The sequence below is a fragment of the Pseudomonas sp. S1(2024) genome (genome assembly GCF_046557535.1).
Genome location: NZ_JBKGFP010000031.1, coordinates 1 through 17,901, shown reverse-complemented (window position 1 = coordinate 17,901; position 17,901 = coordinate 1). Strand labels below are relative to the sequence as shown.

Genomic DNA, 17,901 nt, shown 5'->3' with positions numbered 1-17,901 from the left:
TGTTCGCGTCGCCAGTCACTACTGCTCAGTTGTTGTTGATTTGCTTGATGGTGAGTTCGCGCAGTAGCTCCCTCTCTTCCTGATCCTTGTCATCTTGCAGGCCTTGCTGCAAGTTCAACTCGTCCTGAAGCGAGTGGTCCTTGCTTGCCAGCTCAAGCACCCGCAGGCGGAAACGTGCTTCTATTTCGGCGAAGCGGTCGGCAAATTCGGCTCGCAGACGCGTGGTCCAATCCGTATTCGCCAGCATGTATTCGACCAGTGCATCGCTCAGTTCACTTTTCCGGACCTTCTCCAGCACGCTGGATAACTCATCGCGCGCCAGGTTCGCAGCACCTCGAAAACGCATGCTGTCGGCGATCGGCAGGTCCAGTTCCTTGGCCAGTTCCCGCCGGTAGGCCAGGCGTACCGATACCCGGTCACCTGTGCCAGTCCGTTGGTTGGCCATCAGCTCCAGCTGTTCGATCCGGAAAAGTTGCAACAGGCGACGACGTAGTGCTTGCAGGGAATCGCCGGCGTCGATCAACAGGCGTTGGCTCATCAGATACAGTTCAATATTGTTGAACTCCTGCAGCGCTCCATCGTGGCAGGTCTGCGAGCCGGTTGCCGGGTCGGGCAATGCCGCAGCAGCGATGCTCTCCATGATCGGGCGTTCGGTTTCGTTGCTTGCAGCCACCACCAGCATGATGCGTACCCGTTCGCAGAAGGTGGTTCGCGTATTCGGGTCAACGTACGGAGCGGCATTGTGCAGACGGCCTGTCAGACGCAACAGATCGCTGCCTTCAAGCCGCTCCCAACACTCCCGCAATGCTGCATTCTGTGCCTCGTTACCCAGCATCCAGTCCTCCAGCCTGGGCGTATCATCGCCCAGCAGTGGGAAGTGAGGGTGGTCGAGAGATCCTTCGCTGGAAGTATCGAAGAACATCAGGTCGTCGGGGATATCCAGGGCAAAGGAATAGCTGTGCTGGCTGTCCGAGAACGTGCGTACCCGCAGGATGGTTTCAAGAGGCAACGGGTTGTCGAACAAGGCGATCGACGAGATCGGCATGGGATTGTTCAGGTTCGACAGGATGTGCTCGGGCAACTGGGTGATGTTGTTCGAGCTCAGGTCGAGAAGTTCCAGTGGCAGCAAACTGTCACACCAGCTGGGCCAGGCTTGCAGGTTCATGTTGGTCAATGCGAGTGACTGCAGGTTGCTGGCCAGCGATGCGGGCACCCGGTCGATGCTGCCCATGCGGTTGCCCGACAGGTCCAGCGACGTCAGGTTTCGCAGCCCTGCGAAAATGTCGAGCATGGCCTGATCGACCTCAAGGCCCATGTTGCGAAACTCCAGGAAGGTGAGCTGGGGAAGGCGAGCCAGAGCGGATGCCAGCGAGGGCATGGCGGCCTGGTGCTCATCGATGGTCAACCGGCTGATGTTAGGGAACCGGCTGAGTAGTTCATCGAGCTGTGAGGCGCTGCCTCGCAACCGCGTCAGGCTGAGTGCGCGTACGCGGGCGCCAAAGAACGCTGGAAGCCGCCTGGGGAAATGTTCGATAGCCACGTCCTCAAGTTGCAGGCGCAGGTAGGACTGGCCCTGCTCCTGTTGTTCCCAGAATTGACCGATCGCTGACGCGATACGTTGCCTGTCTGCTAGCGCGGCTTGGGTCAATGGGTTGCTCGAGCTGGATGCCTGGGCCCAGCCATCGATCGCATCGCGCATCTGTCGTCGCTCATCGCGAATGCGTGCGAGTTGTTCGGATAGTGCTTCTGGCTGGTCCGTGGTGATGCCCGAGGTGTCGACGCGCTCGTTCAGCAACAATCGCTGCAGGTGAGATTCATTGATGCTGTTGCCTTCCAGCGAGATCACCGGTGGGGTGGTCAGCATGTCCGCTTCATGAAGCAGGAACGAGGGCAACGACCTGAGATTGTTGTGGCGCAACGACAGATGGGAAATGCGCGCCAGGGCGTCGCTGCCAATCCCGATCGGCCATTGGGCCAGCTGCATCTGGTCCAGGCCCAGGTAGTCCAGGGTCAACTCATGGAAACTTGGCCTGTTGCTCTGCGCCAGCCGGTTACCACTCAGGTCCAGATATCTCAATTGGCGAAGCCCTGACAGCAGGTTCAGGTCGCTTTCGGAGAGCGTCATGTTCTGGTTGGTGAGCACCAGTCGTTGCAACGCTGGCAGGCACTCGGTGATGGTGGGCACGCTGAACAGGAAGGGCGAGGGCGTTGCCCTGGGGTCAAACGCACGGCTGATTTCCAGCGACTCGATCTGCGGCATCTGCCTGAGCAGGCGCTGCAGCAGGCGCTCGTTTTGCGCCCAGCCCGCCAGCGATCCTGACGGTAGGTCGATCAGGCTCAGGCTGCGCACGCGTGTGTTGAAAAACGCGGGCAAGGTGAGGGGTACGTCGGCAAGTGGGACGCGGGCGATACGCAGTTCGGTCGTGGGCTCTGCGCTCTCCTCCAGCGCAGTCTCGTACCAATGTTGCATGATCGAGTCACGCAGGCTGTCGTAGTCGTGGGCTGCCTGGTCGCTTGCCGGCGAAATGGCTTCGCTCCAATCGTCCAGGCTGCTTTGCAGCTCGTTGCGTTGCTCCAGCAGCGTCTGCAAATGTTCGAATATCTGCAGCTGTGTACGGCCGCGGCTGGCAAGTGCCAGCAGAATCTGATCTGCCGAGCGGCCGGTGCGTGTGGCGAGCCCTGTGGCTTCGATAGCTTCGAGCAGGCGCTGACGGGTGATGCCGTGGGTGGCCGGGCCGCCGCCACTGAGTGGGTAGCCCAGGCGGCCATCGGCCAGGCGCATGGGAGAACGGTAACCGGGGCGTACGGGCTGCATGCCCAGCAGCGCCCTCAGGGCTGGGCGGGGTAGTAACGGGCTTTCCTGTACAAGGCGCTGCAGCGCTTGCTGATCGGTGACGTCCATGCTCGCCATCGCCGCGGGAAGTGCCTCGTACAATGCAGCGTAAAGGCTTGGGTACACCTTGACCACCGCACTGGACAGGCTTTCGTCGTGGACGATGTACCCTGCCGGGGCATGGGTGATGGTCGTGTATGGGCGGTTGCCCGGCGTGCCAATGGCATGATCTTGGGTTGGCCAGGACATGCGCTGGAGCAGCCGGAGCCTGGTCTGTGCAGGCCAGCCTGGCAAGCGTTCGAGCGTATGCATGATCAACAGGTCGCTATCCCAGCTCGGCACGCTGGACAGGTACAGCCCTTCGCAGGTGCGGGCAAGGCGAATTTGTTGCTGGTAGATGCGGGCTTCTTCGGCAAGGCGCAGTGGTACCTTGCCGTTGTCGAGTATCTGCAGTTCGAGGGCACTGGCCTCGCGCGCCAGCTCATTGGCGACTGCTGATGGCAATTTCGGATACGCCCTCTGTATGGCCTCTGCGCCCGGCGCCAAGTCACGAGAAAGGGCGGCGTAGGCCCTGGAAAACTCAGCTGGCCGAGTGCTCTCGTCCGCTAGCTGGCGGAACGTTTCGTCCAGCTTGAAGCGTTGCAGGGTGTCTTCCAGCAAGGCCGGTAGCCGCTGGCTTTCGGCCAGGGCCCGGCGCAGCTCGTCTTCGTGTACGCCGCTGACGGCGATAATCCGTTGCAGCGTCGGCTCGTTAAAGTGCCCACTCAATTGGCCGATGCGGCGCAGGAGTGTCATGCCCGACCAACTCAGTGGCTTATCCGTAACGTGCAACCATGCTCCGGCACCGTTGTGCCGCACTGGCGGCTGGTAACGGCGAGGACTTGCAGGGTGTTGCAAACGATATTCGCCAGTCGTCGGCGTTTGGCTGACGATGTACTGATTGCCCTGCAGTACCAGCCAGCGTTTGCCTTGGTGATGCCGTAGGCCCAGTTCGTCCGGTACCAGGTCATGGGGCAGCGTCTCGTGACTCTGGTAGGGCGTGAGGTCGGGTTTCCACAACCGCGTCTGACCGTCGGATGTTTCCACGTCTTCCAGTTCTTCGATGAATGAAGGCGTTTCTACCGGAATACGGGTTATCCCTGGCTCCTCATCCTCTGGCTTTTCAATCTCCGGCCCTTCCAGCGAGGTGCCGGTTTCGCTGCCGTGCAAGCCTCTCAAAGCTTTGGCTGCTGCGCTGAGGGCGGCCATGATGGCCACGTTTTCGATCACATCGACCAGATAGCCATAGGCAGTATCACGCTCGTCGTTTTCCCAGGCGTCGATCCCTTCATACACCTCATGGGCCAGCTGGGCCAGGCAAACAGCAAGCATTGCCTCGCCAAGCCCTGGCACGAAGAAGCCGGCGATGTTCAAGGCCGTGAGCACACGGCCGGCAATCAGCTCTCGGTGGGCTTGGGCGGTGCGCCGATCGACGATTTCGGTTGGCGTGGCGTGGAACAGCACATCCTTCTCATGACGCTGGGTCTTCTGGAACGTCATCACGCCCTGGAAGGCGTGGCTGAAAGGCTTTGTGACCGGATACAGGGTGGCGTGCGGGTCCGGAACACGTTCATGCAGGCCGCGGGCACTCCAGGCCAGGGGCATTAGCCGGTCCTTCAGACGAGTGGTTATCGGCGCCTTGTCGCGGTCGGCGAGGTGCCTGTCCAGGTAGCCGATATCGGCCTGGAGCCTGTCGCGCAACTCTTCGTTCATGGCTTCCTGGCTGGCGAATTCCTTGAGGGGCGTTGTGCTGTCTTCGGGGATGTACAGCGCCACTGCCTGATGCTCTTCAGCTTGCAGGGTGATGAGCACAACGCCGGTCAGCTCGGCTTCCCACAAGTTGAGCAGGCTGAACGTCACCGGCGAAGAGGGCGATGGCGCCTGGTCAAGTGGCGTGGCAAGAGCGGCGGAATATAGCGCCTCGCTGATATCCCCCTTGAGGCGGGCCAAATGCAGGGATTGCCGGAATGCCGAGACCTCTGCACGCCCCAGTGTTTCATAAACGGCCAGTGCGGCTTCATCCGCGCCGAGTGGCGGCGTGGCCGCTGGATAGTAGATGGCATGTACCTGTTGATGGTATTTGCCGCCGATATCCAGCGTACGACACAAATCGGCGAAATCTTCGGCGGCGATATCCAGTGCATTGTTGATCGGCACGGTGCCCATGAAGCGCCGGTGATCGACTATGACCGACCTCTTGAGCAGGGAGGCGGGCGCGTCCATGCCATGCTCGGCAGCGGCATCCTGGTCGAAGTTGTGCAAGGCGCAGTGCAGCAGCGAGCGTGTAGCCCGGTCGACCGCCTGGCGGCTGTCGATGGCATTGGTCGTTTCGATCTGGCGGGCATCGACGAGGTAGGTGTTGCGCACGTCCAGGTCAAGCCTGAATCGCTGCTTGATGGCTTCGGTGAGTGTCTTGGTGGCGTACGCTTCCAGGGTTGGAAGCTTTTCGAACAGCTTGTGCACCTGCACCTGGTGCTCGCGGTGACGTGCGTGCTCTTCCTGCCATGCCTTGGCGACTTCCGGCTGTTGCTGGATTGCCGTCGCCAGCCAGGCAGGGGCTTGATGCCAGTTGCGCATCGCGCTCTGGGTTTCTGGCGGAGCCTGCTTGAGCCAGGTGGGGATTCTGCGCTCGATGGTGGCGTAATGAACACTAGGTGCGGCAGTGACTGCAGTTGGCATGGCGAAGCCCTTGCTTGATTTGGGGCGAGGGAATATCGCGGGCCTGTCTGAGCTGCTGGAGGTAGATATATGTGCCCTCGAGGTGCGGCGGCATCAGCGCGGGCAGTGCTCAAAGCGCAATTCAGGTTTATGATGGCCCACGGCCGAATAATCCTCACACGGAGTGCGCAATGCAGACCCTGTACCCGCAGATCAAACCTTACGCCCGGCACGATCTGGCCGTGGAAGCGCCGCATGTGCTGTATGTCGACGAAAGCGGCTCGCCAGAAGGTCTGCCGGTGGTATTCATCCACGGCGGCCCGGGCGCCGGTTGCGACGCCCAGAGCCGCTGCTACTTCGACCCGACCCTGTACCGCATCATCACCTTCGACCAGCGCGGCTGTGGCCGCTCCACGCCGCATGCAAGCCTGGAGAACAACACCACCTGGCACCTGGTCGAGGACCTTGAGCGCATCCGCGAGCACCTTGGCATCGACAAGTGGGTGCTGTTCGGCGGCTCGTGGGGCTCCACCCTGGCCCTGGCCTACGCCCAGACCCACCCCGAGCGGGTGCATGGCCTGATCCTGCGCGGCATATTCCTGTGCAGGCCCCAGGAGATCCAGTGGTTCTACCAGGAAGGCGCCAGCCGCCTGTTCCCCGATTACTGGCAGGACTACATCGCGCCAATCCCGCCGGAGGAGCGCGGTGACCTGGTCACGGCCTTCCACAAGCGCCTGACCGGCAACGACCAGATCGCCCAGATGCACGCGGCCAAGGCGTGGTCCACCTGGGAAGGCCGTACCGCCACCTTGCGTCCCAACCCGCTGGTGGTCGACCGCTTCTCCGAGCCGCAGCGTGCACTGTCGATCGCCCGTATCGAATGCCACTACTTCATGAACAACGCCTTCCTCGAGCCGGACCAGTTGATCCGCGATCTGCCGAAGATCGCCCACCTGCCGGCCGTGATCGTGCATGGCCGCTATGATGTGATCTGCCCGCTGGACAACGCCTGGGCGCTGCACCAGGCCTGGCCGAACAGCGAGCTCAAGGTGATCCGTGACGCTGGCCACGCGGCTTCCGAGCCGGGCATCACTGATGCCCTGGTGCGTGCCGCCGACCAGATGGCCCGGCGCTTGCTCGACCTGCCCCTGGAAGAAGCATGAGGGGCCTGCTGCAGCGCGTGCGCGGTGCACGGGTGGAGGTAGCGGGGGAGGTGGTGGGTGCCATCGACCAGGGTTTGCTGGTGCTGGTGGCCGTCGAGCCTGAAGATTCCCGTGAGCAGGCCGACAAACTGTTGCACAAGCTGTTGAACTACCGGGTGTTCAGCGACGAGCAGGGCAAGATGAACCTGTCGCTCAAGGATGTGGGGGGAGGTTTGTTGCTGGTGTCGCAGTTCACCCTGGCGGCAGACACCCGCAACGGCATGCGCCCGAGCTTCTCGACGGCAGCGCCACCGGCCCTTGGCGCCGAGTTGTTCGACTATCTTTTGCAGCAGGCGAAGGCCCGGCACGCCGATGTGGCAAGCGGGCAATTCGGCGCAGACATGCAGGTGCACCTGGTCAATGATGGCCCCGTAACATTTATGTTACAAATATGAGGTTAAAAAACCCCTTGTTCACAGGAAAACAAGGGGTTTTGTACGATAAATAGTTGTTCCAGCCTGATGCGTTGTCACGCGACCTGCTGGATAATCGCGCGCTGCATGGACCTGCGTTCGCAGGTTCGTTTCACTCTGACTCGAGTATTGTCTGGATCCGTTTGGGGAATCATTACGCCCTCACGGGGTCCGAACAGTGCTCGCCAACCCGGCATTTGTCGCTGGCCGTTGGTTTCATGATCTGTTTTCGGCGAGGGTTGCTCGTGATTGTTAGTCCCCAAAAAGCATCAAGAATCCCCGGTACCGGGCTGCGCAAGGCCCTGATGGCCAGTGTTGCACTGGTCGGCCTGATGAGCGCGGGCCAGCTGTGGGCATTCAATCTTGACGATGTTGCAGCCAAGGCAAAGGATCTGGCCGGCCAGAAGTACGAAGCACCGAAAAGCAACCTGCCGGCCGTATTCCGCGACATGAAGTTCGCGGACTACCAGAAGATTCATTTCCTGCAGGAAAAGGCCGAGTGGGCCAAGGACAAGACCCCGTTCAAGCTGTCGTTCTATCACCAGGGCATGCACTTCGATACCCCGGTGAAGATCAACGAGGTCACCGCCACCAAGGTCGAGGAAATCAAGTACGACCCGAGCCGTTTCGAGTTCGGTGACGTGCCACACGACCCGGAAACCACCAAGAACCTGGGTTACGCCGGTTTCCGCGTGCTGTACCCGATCAACAAGGCCGACAAGCAGGACGAGATCATGACCCTGCTTGGCGCCAGCTACTTCCGCGTGGTCGGCAAGGGCCATGTATATGGCCTGTCGGCCCGTGGCCTGGCCATCGACACCGCACTGCCGTCGGGTGAGGAGTTCCCGCGCTTCACCGAGTTCTGGGTCGAGAAGCCCAAGCCGGCCGACAAGCACCTGGTCATCTACGCCCTGCTGGACTCGCCGCGTTCCACCGGCGCCTACAAGCTGACCCTGCGCCCAGGCAACGATACCGTGGTCGACGTGCAGTCCCGCGTGTTCCTGCGTGACCATGTCAGCCGCCTGGGCATTGCCCCGCTGACCAGCATGTACCTGTTCGGCCCCAACCAGCCGTCCAAGGTCCTCAACTACCGTCCGGCCCTGCACGACTCCGAAGGCCTGTCGATCCATGCCGGCAACGGCGAATGGCTGTGGCGCCCGCTGAACAACCCGAAACACCTGGCCGTGAGCAACTTCAGCGTCGAGAACCCGCGTGGTTTCGGCCTGATGCAGCGCCAGCGCGCCTTCAGCGACTACGAAGACCTCGACGACAACTACCAGAAGCGCCCGAGCGCCTGGATCGAGCCGAAGGGGGACTGGGGCAAGGGCACCGTCGACCTGGTCGAAATCCCGACTGCCGACGAGACCAATGACAACATCGTGGCCTTCTGGAGCCCGGAAAAGCTGCCTGAGCCAGGCAAGCCATTCGAGTACGCATACCGCCTGCACTGGACCATCGACGAGCCGAAGTTCCAGGCTCCCGAGCTGGGCTGGGTCAAGCAGACCCTGCGTTCCACCGGCGACGTCAAGCAATCCAACCTGATCCGCCAGCCAGACGGCAGCGTGGCCTTCCTGGTCGACTTCGCCGGCCCGGCGCTGGCCGCCCTGCCGGAAGACACCGCCGTGCGCAGCCAGATCAGCGTGGGCGACAACGCCGAGGTGGTCGAGAACAACCTGCGCTATAACCCTGAGACCAAGGGCTGGCGCCTGACCCTGCGTTTGAAGGTCAAGGAAGCCAACAAATCGACCGAAATGCGTGCCGCGCTTGTGCGTGACGTGCCGGTCGAAGCCGCCAAGCCTGCCAAGGACGCCAAGCAGGACAAGGCTGCAGCCAAGCAAGCCAAGGCCGAGAAAGCCGCCAAGGCCGAACAACCTGCCGCCGATGCGGCGCCCACCAACGGGACCCCGGCCACCACCGAGAAGGTGCTGACCGAGACCTGGAGCTATCAGTTGCCTGCCGATGAGTAACTCAAGCGCAAGGCCGGAATCGCTTCGCGAGTACCTGGCCCACCTACCACTGAGCGACGAGCAACGGGCGGAACTCGCCAGCTGCACGTCATTCAGTGAGCTGCACCAACGCCTGGCGGCCAACCCGGCCGCCAGCTCTGCCGAGGCCGTGCAGGCCTCGGTGGGCCCGCGCCTGACCGTAGGCAGCGCCGCCGAGCTGGAAGACGCCGAAATGCTTGGTGTCGACGGCAGCGGCCGCCTGTGCCTGAAGATCGCCCCGCCGATCAAGCGCACCAAGGTCGTGCCCGAGCCATGGCGTACCAACGTGCTGATCCGCATGTGGCGGCGCATGACTGGCCGCACCAACGCCCCGCAGCCGCCCAAGCGCGAGCTGCCGCCAGCCCGCTGGCGTACGGTCGGTTCGATCCGCCGTTACATCCTGCTGGCGCTGATGATCGGCCAGACCATCGTTGCCGGCTGGTACATGAAGGGCATCCTGCCGTACCAGGGCTGGTCGTTCGTGGACTTTGACGAAGTCGTCAACCAGCCGCTGTGGGACACCGTGGTGCAGGTTTGGCCGTATGCCTTGCAGACGTCCATCCTGGTTCTCTTCGGCATCCTGTTCTGCTGGGTATCGGCGGGCTTCTGGACTGCGCTGATGGGCTTCCTCGAGCTGCTCACCGGGCGCGACAAGTACAAGATTTCGGGTAGCAGTGCAGGCAACGAGCCGATCGCGCCCGAGGCGCGTACCGCGCTGGTGATGCCGATCTGCAACGAAGACGTGCCGCGCGTGTTCGCCGGCCTGCGCGCAACGTTCGAGTCGGTGGCCGCCAGCGGCAACCTCGATCGCTTCGACTTCTTCGTGCTCAGCGACACCAACGACACCGACATCGCCGTTGCCGAGCAACAGGCCTGGCTGGACGTGTGCCGCGAAACCAAAGGCTTCGGCCGCATCTTCTACCGCCGTCGTCGGCGCCGGGTGAAGCGCAAGAGTGGCAACCTCGACGACTTCTGCCGTCGTTGGGGCGGCGAATACAAGTACATGGTCGTGCTCGACGCCGACAGCGTCATGAGCGGCGAGTGCCTGAGCAGCCTGGTGCGCCTGATGGAGGCCAACCCGGACGCCGGCATCATCCAGACCGGGCCGAAGGCCTCGGGCATGGACACCCTGTATGCACGCCTGCAGCAGTTCGCCACCCGCGTGTACGGCCCGCTGTTCACTGCCGGCCTGCACTTCTGGCAACTGGGCGAGTCGCACTACTGGGGCCACAACGCGATCATCCGCATGAAGCCGTTCATCGAGCACTGCGCCCTGGCGCCGTTGCCGGGCAAGGGTGCGTTCGCCGGTGCGATCCTCTCCCACGACTTCGTCGAAGCCGCGCTGATGCGCCGTGCCGGCTGGGGCGTGTGGATTGCCTACGACCTGCCGGGCAGCTACGAAGAACTGCCGCCGAACCTGCTCGACGAGCTCAAGCGCGACCGCCGCTGGTGCCACGGCAACCTGATGAACTTCCGCCTGTTCCTGGTCAAGGGCATGCACCCGGTGCACCGGGCGGTGTTCCTCACCGGAGTGATGTCGTACCTGTCGGCACCGCTGTGGTTCCTGTTCCTGGTGCTGTCGACCGCGCTGCTGGCGACCAACACGCTGATGGAGCCGCAGTACTTCATCGAGCCGTACCAGCTCTACCCGCTGTGGCCGCAGTGGCACCCGGAGAAGGCCGTGGCGCTGTTCTCCACCACCATCGTGCTGCTGTTCCTGCCCAAGCTGCTCAGCGTCATCCTGATCTGGGCCAAGGGCGCGACAGAGTTTGGCGGGCGTATCAAGGTCACCCTGTCGATGCTGATGGAGATGCTGTTCTCCATGCTGCTGGCACCGGTGCGCATGATCTTCCACACCCGCTTCGTGCTGGCCGCGTTCCTCGGCTGGGCCGCGACCTGGAACTCGCCGCAGCGTGACGACGACTCCACGCCGTGGAGCGAAGCGGTGCGCCGCCACGGCCCGCAGACCCTGCTGGGCATTGCCTGGGCGGCGCTGGTGGCCTGGCTGAACCCGAGCTTCCTGTGGTGGCTGGCGCCAATCGTTGGTTCGCTGGTGCTGTCGATCCCGGTTTCGGTGATCTCCAGCCGCACCCGCCTGGGCCTGGCGGCCAAGGACGAGAAGCTGTTCCTCATCCCCGAGGAATACGCTACTCCGCAGGAGCTGCTGGCCACCGACCAGTACACCCACGAAAACCGCTGGCATGCCCTGCATGACGGCTTCGTGCGGGCTGTGGTCGACCCGCGGCAGAACGCCCTGGCCTGTGCCATGGCCACTGCCCGTCATGGTCAGGCGGCGCCGATCGAGGCACTGCGCGTCGAGCGCGTGGCCAAGGCGATGGAGGTCGGGCCGCAAGGGCTGGACCTCAATACCCGCCTGGCCCTGCTCAGCGACCCGGTGGCGCTGACCCGCCTGCACGAGCAGGTCTGGGCCGAGCACAATGCGGCGTGGATCGACGTGTGGCGTGCGTCGATCAAGAACGACCCGCATTCGCCGCTGTTGCCGTTGCATCCGGAGAATGAAGGCCAACCGGCACTCGTCGGCGCCTGATCGGGCCTATTCGCGGGCACGCCCGCTCCGGAGGAAAGATCACACAGGGTACTTCACAGCCTTTGAGGCATGTGCTGTACCTGTGGGAGCGGGCGTGCCCGCGAAGCTTTTCAGGGCTCCCACCGATTTTGGCCAACAAAGTCCCCCCCGGCTCTAGGTCCCCGAGCCGCCATGCGTTAGCATCCCTCTCCGATATGACGCATTGGCCACGACGGCCATGCCAACAATAAGATTCGCTACTTTTCTTGCTAGGGGACTTGGTGATGATCAAGAAATACCTTTCGCGACTGCTGGTCGGTGTCACCGCCCTGGTCGCCGTAACGGCCGCCCAGGCGGGCGCGATCGATGACGCGGTCAAGCGCGGCACCCTGCGGGTGGGCATGGACCCGACCTACATGCCGTTCCAGATGACCAACAAGCGTGGCGAGATCATCGGCTTCGAAGTCGATATCCTCAAGGCCATGGCCAAGTCCATGGGCGTCAAGTTCGAGCCGGTATCCACGGCCTATGACGGCATCATCCCGGCCCTGCTGACCGACAAGTTCGACATGATCGGCAGCGGCATGACCCTGACCCAGGAACGCAACCTGCGCCTGAACTTCAGCGAACCCTTCATCGTGGTTGGCCAGACCCTGCTGATCCGCAAGGAACTGGCGGGCGAGATCAAGTCGTACAAGGACCTGAACAACGAGAAGTACCGCATCACCTCCAAGCTCGGCACCACCGGCGAAATGGTTTCCAAGAAGCTGATCGCCAAGGCCAAGTACCACGGCTACGACAACGAGCAGGAAGCGGTGATGGACGTGGTCAACGGCAAGGCTGACGCCTTCGTCTACGACGCGCCGTACAACGTGGTGGCAGTGGACAAGGCCGGTGCCGGCAAGCTGCTGTTCCTCGAAGAACCCTTCACCTACGAGCCGCTGGCCTTCGGCCTGAAGAAAGGCGACTACGACAGCATCAACTTCATCAACAACTTCCTGCACCAGATCAAGCATGACGGGACCTACGATCGTATTCACGACAAGTGGTTCAAGAACAAGGACTGGCTGAAGGAAATGGAATAAGGCCCAGGCCACAAGCCGGCTTTATGACCCCGACGCGCAGGCAAACCCTGCGCGTTCGTATTTACGGAAGTACCCCACGTGATCAAACACAAGAAAGCCCAGTGGCCCTGGCACGGTTTGACTGCCCTGGTCCTGGTGGGCCTGGCGTTCAGCCTGTACATGGCCACCTCGATGATTTCCTACGAATGGCGCTGGAACCGCGTACCGCAGTACTTCGCCTACAAGGCTGAGGAAGCACAGCGCGCCGCCGGTTACGGCACCGTGCAGGACATCGTCATCTCTGGCGACAATGCCCGTGTCACGCTGAGAGATGAGAGCGGTGCCGAGCAGGTGCTCGATGTGGACAAGGACAGCCTGCAGCTGGCCCGCGGCGACGATGTTTCCGAAGGCGACCAGATTGGCGTCACCCGTCACTGGGCGGCCGGCCCGCTGGCCTGGGGCCTGTGGACCACGCTTTGGATTTCGGTGGTATCCGGTGCTCTGGGCCTGTTGATCGGCCTGTTCGCCGGCCTCTGCCGCCTGTCCAGCAACCCTACGCTGCGTGACCTGTCGACGGTGTATGTCGAGCTGGTGCGCGGTACACCGCTGCTGGTACAGATCTTCATCTTCTACTTCTTCATCGGTACCGTGCTCAACCTGTCCCGTGAGTTTGCCGGGGTGGCTGCACTGGCGCTGTTCACTGGCGCCTACGTGGCCGAAATCGTTCGTGCCGGCGTGCAGTCCATTGCCAAGGGCCAGAACGAAGCGGCCCGCTCGCTGGGCCTGAACGCGGGCCAGTCGATGCGCCACGTCATCCTGCCGCAGGCCTTCAAGCGCGTGCTGCCGCCTTTGGCCGGCCAGTTCATCAGCCTGGTCAAGGACACCTCGCTGGTGTCGGTGATTGCCATCACCGAACTGACCAAGAGCGGCCGCGAGGCCATTACCACCTCGTTCTCGACCTTCGAGATCTGGTTCTGCGTGGCAGGCCTGTACCTGCTGATCAACCTGCCGCTGTCGCACCTGGCCAGCCGGCTCGAGCGGAGGCTTGCGCAAAGTGATTGAAGTCCGTGACCTGCTTAAAGTCTTCGACACCCGTGGCCACGTGGTACGGGCTGTGGATAACGTCACCACCCAGGTCGCCAAGGGCGAGGTGGTGGTGGTGCTCGGCCCGTCGGGCTCGGGCAAATCGACCTTCCTGCGCTGCCTCAACGGCCTGGAGCATTTCGACGAAGGCCATGTGGCCATCGACGGCCTGCAACTGGCCGACCCGAAGACCGACATCAACGCCTACCGCCGCGAAGTCGGCATGGTGTTCCAGCACTTCAACCTGTTCCCACACATGACCGTGCTGGAGAACCTGTGCCTGGCACAGAAGGTGGTGCGCAAGCGCAACAAGGCCGACCGCGAGGCCAAGGCCCGGGCGCTGCTGGAGAAGGTGGGCATTGCGCAGAAAGCCAACGAATACCCGTCGCGCCTGTCCGGTGGCCAGCAGCAGCGGGTGGCGATCGCCCGGGCCCTGGCCATGGACCCGAAAGTGATGCTGTTCGACGAGCCAACCTCGGCGCTTGACCCGGAAATGGTCGGCGAGGTGCTGGACGTGATGAAGACCTTGGCCCAGGAAGGCATGACCATGGTCTGCGTTACCCACGAAATGGGCTTTGCCCGTGAAGTGGCGGACCGGGTGCTGTTCTTCGATCATGGCAAGTTGCTGGAAGATTCGGCGCCGGCCGCGTTCTTCGCCTCGCCGAAAGACCCGCGTGCGCAGGCGTTCCTGCGCCAGGTGTTGTGACACGTAGTGTACGGTAGAGCGTAGCCAACCCCGAAGTTTTGCTTTTAGCGGGTTGGCTAGCTCAGTTATGCATTGTGTGAGAATGCGGCCTAGGGCATCTGTCTGATCGCTTTTGCAACCAGCGCAGGATACTTTTTTTCTAGATATTCCAGGCGCGCCCAAGCTACCTCTATTGCTTGCTTATTTTGAACGGCTCGACGTTCTGCGGCGCGGACTTGGGATTCTGTATTCTGTAACTCGGAGCGCTGCTCGAGCAAGCTGTCCAGGTTTGCTGCTAGCTCTTTCTCCTTGGCCACAGCTTTAGCGGAGCTTTCATATAAGTATTCTGCCTTTGTAGTTAGTTTTCTTTTTTTATAGACGATGGTGTCGTCTAGTCCTTCCATCTCCCGATGAAGATTGTCCAACTCTTCTGAGGTGGTTTTGATTTTTCGATTAACAGACTCGATATCTCTAGTTCTTTGCTGGTCTCTTCTTACTTCGTCGCCTACGTCAAGATCTAGGTTTCGACTATTGTCGATGCGCCGCTTCAGATCTTTTGAGACCTTAGCGAGTGCCCTACTGCCTTTCCAATTGTTATAGATAGCTTTTACAGGATTACGTAAATTTCCCGAAGGGTCGTTATAATTTATCGGGTCGCCTGCAGTGTAGGCGTATGCATTAAGGTTTTCGGGTAAGAATACACTGGCACGATCTGGTGAAAGAAACCGTCTTAGCCAAGTGCTGTATCCACGTTCTCCGCAGCCCGGCAAGTAATCGCCAAAGTCTTCGAGGTACTCCGCGTTATAACCCAGCGCTACGGGTAAGGAACCAGGGGGGGTATTCCCATAAGCGCAATAACTCGTGCTCTTGAGGGTCGGTCCCTGAGCCGTAGTCAGTACAGAGTTTGTCCTGTCGGTAGCCAGCAGATAGTTTCCGGTGAATGATGAGCCACCCTGGCATAGCGGGGTCCCCGCCGCCCACATCAACCTTACTGAGCTGCCGGTTGCCACGATAGATGTGAGCTGCGAATGACTATAAAAACGTAATTGTCTGCTGCTCATAAGATAAATCCCTAATGTAACTTGGCCTCAAGAATGAGGCTAGCAAGGCGGTCCCAGCAACTAGCAAAAATGTCAGGCTGAGGCGCTCCGATTGGGTTCTCGACGGTTGTGCCCGGGATGAACGGGCGAAGGGCTGCAAAGCAGCCCCGGCAATCTCAAATGCTGAACCGCCCCACCATCCCCCGCAACTGCTGCCCCAGCTGCTCCAGTTCCCCACTCGAAGCCGCCGTCTGCTCACTGGCCGCACTGGTCTGATCCGACACATCGCGCACATTCAGCACACTACGGTTGATCTGCTCGGTGACCACGCTCTGCTCTTCGCTGGCCGTGGCAATCTGCTGGTTCATGCCCTGGATGCTGGACACCGTGTCAGTGATCTGGCTCAACGCATGCCCCGCCTTGCGGCTCAGCTCCACACTCTGCTCGGTCAGGTTCTTGCTGTTGTCCAGCAAGCGGGTCACTTCGTCGGTGCCGTTGTGCAGGCTGTCGATCAGTTGGCCGATTTCCTCGGTCGCCGTCGAGGTGCGCTGGGCCAGACCGCGCACTTCATCGGCCACCACGGCAAAACCACGCCCGGCTTCACCCGCCCGTGCTGCTTCGATCGCCGCGTTCAGGGCCAGCAGGTTGGTCTGCTCGGACACTGACTTGATCACATCGAGGATGCTGCCGATGCGCTGGCTCTCGCCCGCCAGGTGCTGCATGGCCGCCAGGCAATGGTCCATCTGCCCGGCCAGCTGTTCGATACGGCCAATAGCTTCGGCCACCACCTGGTCGCCGATCTGCGCCTGCTGGTCGGCGTTGGTCGCCGCCAGCGAGGCCTGTTCAGCGTTCTGCGCCACTTCCTGCACGGTGGCGCTCATCTGGTTCATGGCCGTGGCCACCTGGTCGGTTTCCTCGCGTTGCTGGTTGATGCGCAGCTTGGTGTCTTCGCTGCTGGCTGCCAGCTGTGTGGCGGCCTGTGACAGGTGGCCGACGCCCTGGTCGATGCCACCGATCAGCTCGCGCAGGCTCAAGGTCATTTCGCGCATGCTGGTTTGCAACTGGCCCATCTCGTCGCGGCGTTGCACTGGTTCGACCTGGCTCAGGTCGCCCTTGGCGATGCGCCCGGCCACGGCCAGGGTCTGGCGCAAAGGCTGGGTGATCTGCAGGGTGATCAGCCAGCCGGCCACGACGCCTACGGCCAACGCCAGCAGGGCTACAGTGGTCAGCAGCGAACGGGCCTCAAGGGCTTCCCTGTCGCGCTGCTCGATCTTGCGTTTGCCAAGTTCCAGGCTTACTGCGCGCAGCTCGTTGCCCATGTTCTCCATATTGTTTTGCAGCTGTTCGACACGCACCGCAGCCCGACGATACTCATCCAGGCTGGCGCGGTACTTGGCCAGCTGGTCCCCGGGCTGCTGGGTGAGCGCACGGGGCAAGCCAAGTGGAGCAAGGCCTTTGAGCAGTTGCGCAAGGCTGCTGGCGGCGGCATCCAGGGAGCTGTCGCCGACCTTGGCGAAGCTTTCCACAGGGGAGAAGGTATAGGCCGGAACCAGGCTCTGCTGGTTGGCACCGTCGACATGTCGGCCAAGCGTGTCCATCAGCCCCAGCACACCGCCTTGCTGGCTGTCGGCAGGCATCCTCAGCAAGGCCTGGGTCTGGAGATCGTCGATCACTTCGGTGAGCTTCTGCTCATGGGCCTGCATGGCCTGGCGCAGGGCGATACGCTTGGCGACAGTATTCTCCAGCTCGCTGAAATCGTCGCGCAGGCGCTGCAGCAACGCCAGCTTTTCGGTCAGCATCTGCCGGGATTCATCCACGCTGCTACGTTGTTGCAGGGTGCTCAGCATGCTGTTGAGCTGGTCGAGAATGTTGGCTATCCGCGTTCTGCTGGCGTTGTCGTTGAGTACGCGGTAAGTGATGCGCTCTGCGCGCAAGTCTTTGGTCAGGTCGTTGATCAGGCCGATTTCGCTGAGTTGCTGCGAGCGCACAATGGCGTCATCCAGTGCACGCCAGCCACTGACGGTGGTGGCCAGGGTAAGCAGCAGGACTACGGCAAAGCCGAGGGCTAGCTAGGCGGCGACACTGATGTTGCCGAGCTTGCGGTTGAGGTAGCCGAGCATGAGGAATCTCCGTGCGATTGGGGGCGAGGATGCAGGCGTATTGCTGGCATCACACCTTTGCCAATCGGCAGCGGAGCTGTAGGACTTGACCTGATAATCAGGTAGGAAATTTCACTTCATTAGGTGGGATTTATTGCCTGTACCGGCCTCTTCGCGGGCTCGCCCGCTCCCACAGGGATCGCACAGGCTTCAAGGCCATGCAGTGCCTGTGGGAGCGGGCAAGCCCATGAAGAGGCCGGTTCAGACGGCTCC

The 17,901-nt window shown here is 61.8% G+C and carries 9 protein-coding genes and 1 pseudogene; 7 read left to right on the top strand and 3 right to left on the bottom strand.

What is annotated here, in order from left to right; translation table 11 throughout:
- Positions 1 to 25: 25 nt before the first annotated feature.
- Positions 26 to 5,551 (bottom strand): dermonecrotic toxin domain-containing protein, encoded by a 5,526-nt coding sequence (locus ACLCGK_RS09720; protein WP_410951897.1) that lies wholly within the window; start codon positions 5,549 to 5,551, stop codon positions 26 to 28.
- Between the two features lie 170 nt (positions 5,552 to 5,721).
- On the opposite strand from ACLCGK_RS09720, the gene pip reads away from it, so the two are divergent.
- The 7 genes from pip to ACLCGK_RS09685 all read left to right on the top strand — a co-directional run bounded on the left by pip (position 5,722) and on the right by ACLCGK_RS09685 (position 14,510).
- Complete coding sequence (pip, locus tag ACLCGK_RS09715) at positions 5,722 to 6,693, top strand: prolyl aminopeptidase (RefSeq protein WP_013974556.1); 972 nt, start codon at positions 5,722 to 5,724, stop codon at positions 6,691 to 6,693.
- Positions 6,690 to 7,127, top strand: coding sequence for a D-aminoacyl-tRNA deacylase (gene dtd, locus ACLCGK_RS09710; RefSeq protein WP_013974555.1), 438 nt, complete (start codon positions 6,690 to 6,692; stop codon positions 7,125 to 7,127). The genes pip and dtd overlap by 4 nt, the downstream gene beginning before the upstream one ends.
- 263 nt (positions 7,128 to 7,390) lie before the next feature.
- Positions 7,391 to 9,112, top strand: a complete 1,722-nt coding sequence (locus ACLCGK_RS09705; RefSeq protein WP_015272100.1) for a glucan biosynthesis protein G — start codon at positions 7,391 to 7,393, stop codon at positions 9,110 to 9,112.
- Entirely contained in the window at positions 9,105 to 11,678 is a 2,574-nt protein-coding gene (mdoH, locus tag ACLCGK_RS09700; RefSeq protein WP_410951896.1) for a glucans biosynthesis glucosyltransferase MdoH, read from the top strand. Before ACLCGK_RS09705 ends, mdoH begins: the two co-directional genes overlap by 8 nt.
- Before the next feature lie 266 nt (positions 11,679 to 11,944).
- Entirely contained in the window at positions 11,945 to 12,742 is a 798-nt protein-coding gene (locus ACLCGK_RS09695; RefSeq protein WP_024087841.1) for a transporter substrate-binding domain-containing protein, read from the top strand.
- A 78-nt stretch (positions 12,743 to 12,820) separates the two neighbouring features.
- Positions 12,821 to 13,783 (top strand): amino acid ABC transporter permease, encoded by a 963-nt coding sequence (locus ACLCGK_RS09690; RefSeq protein ID WP_410951895.1) that lies wholly within the window; start codon positions 12,821 to 12,823, stop codon positions 13,781 to 13,783.
- Positions 13,776 to 14,510, top strand: coding sequence for an amino acid ABC transporter ATP-binding protein (locus ACLCGK_RS09685; RefSeq protein ID WP_013974550.1), 735 nt, complete (start codon positions 13,776 to 13,778; stop codon positions 14,508 to 14,510). The genes ACLCGK_RS09690 and ACLCGK_RS09685 overlap by 8 nt, the downstream gene beginning before the upstream one ends.
- Positions 14,511 to 14,599: 89 nt before the next feature.
- Here ACLCGK_RS09685 and ACLCGK_RS09680 read toward each other — a convergent pair whose 3' ends face one another.
- Both ACLCGK_RS09680 and ACLCGK_RS09675 read right to left on the bottom strand, forming a co-directional pair.
- Positions 14,600 to 15,550 carry an RHS repeat-associated core domain-containing protein gene (locus tag ACLCGK_RS09680; protein WP_410951894.1) on the bottom strand — a complete coding sequence of 317 codons (951 nt, stop codon included), beginning with the start codon at positions 15,548 to 15,550 and terminating at the stop codon, positions 14,600 to 14,602.
- Positions 15,551 to 15,705: 155 nt separating this feature from the next.
- A pseudogene (locus tag ACLCGK_RS09675) lies at positions 15,706 to 17,649 on the bottom strand (methyl-accepting chemotaxis protein).
- Positions 17,650 to 17,901: the final 252 nt, after the last annotated feature.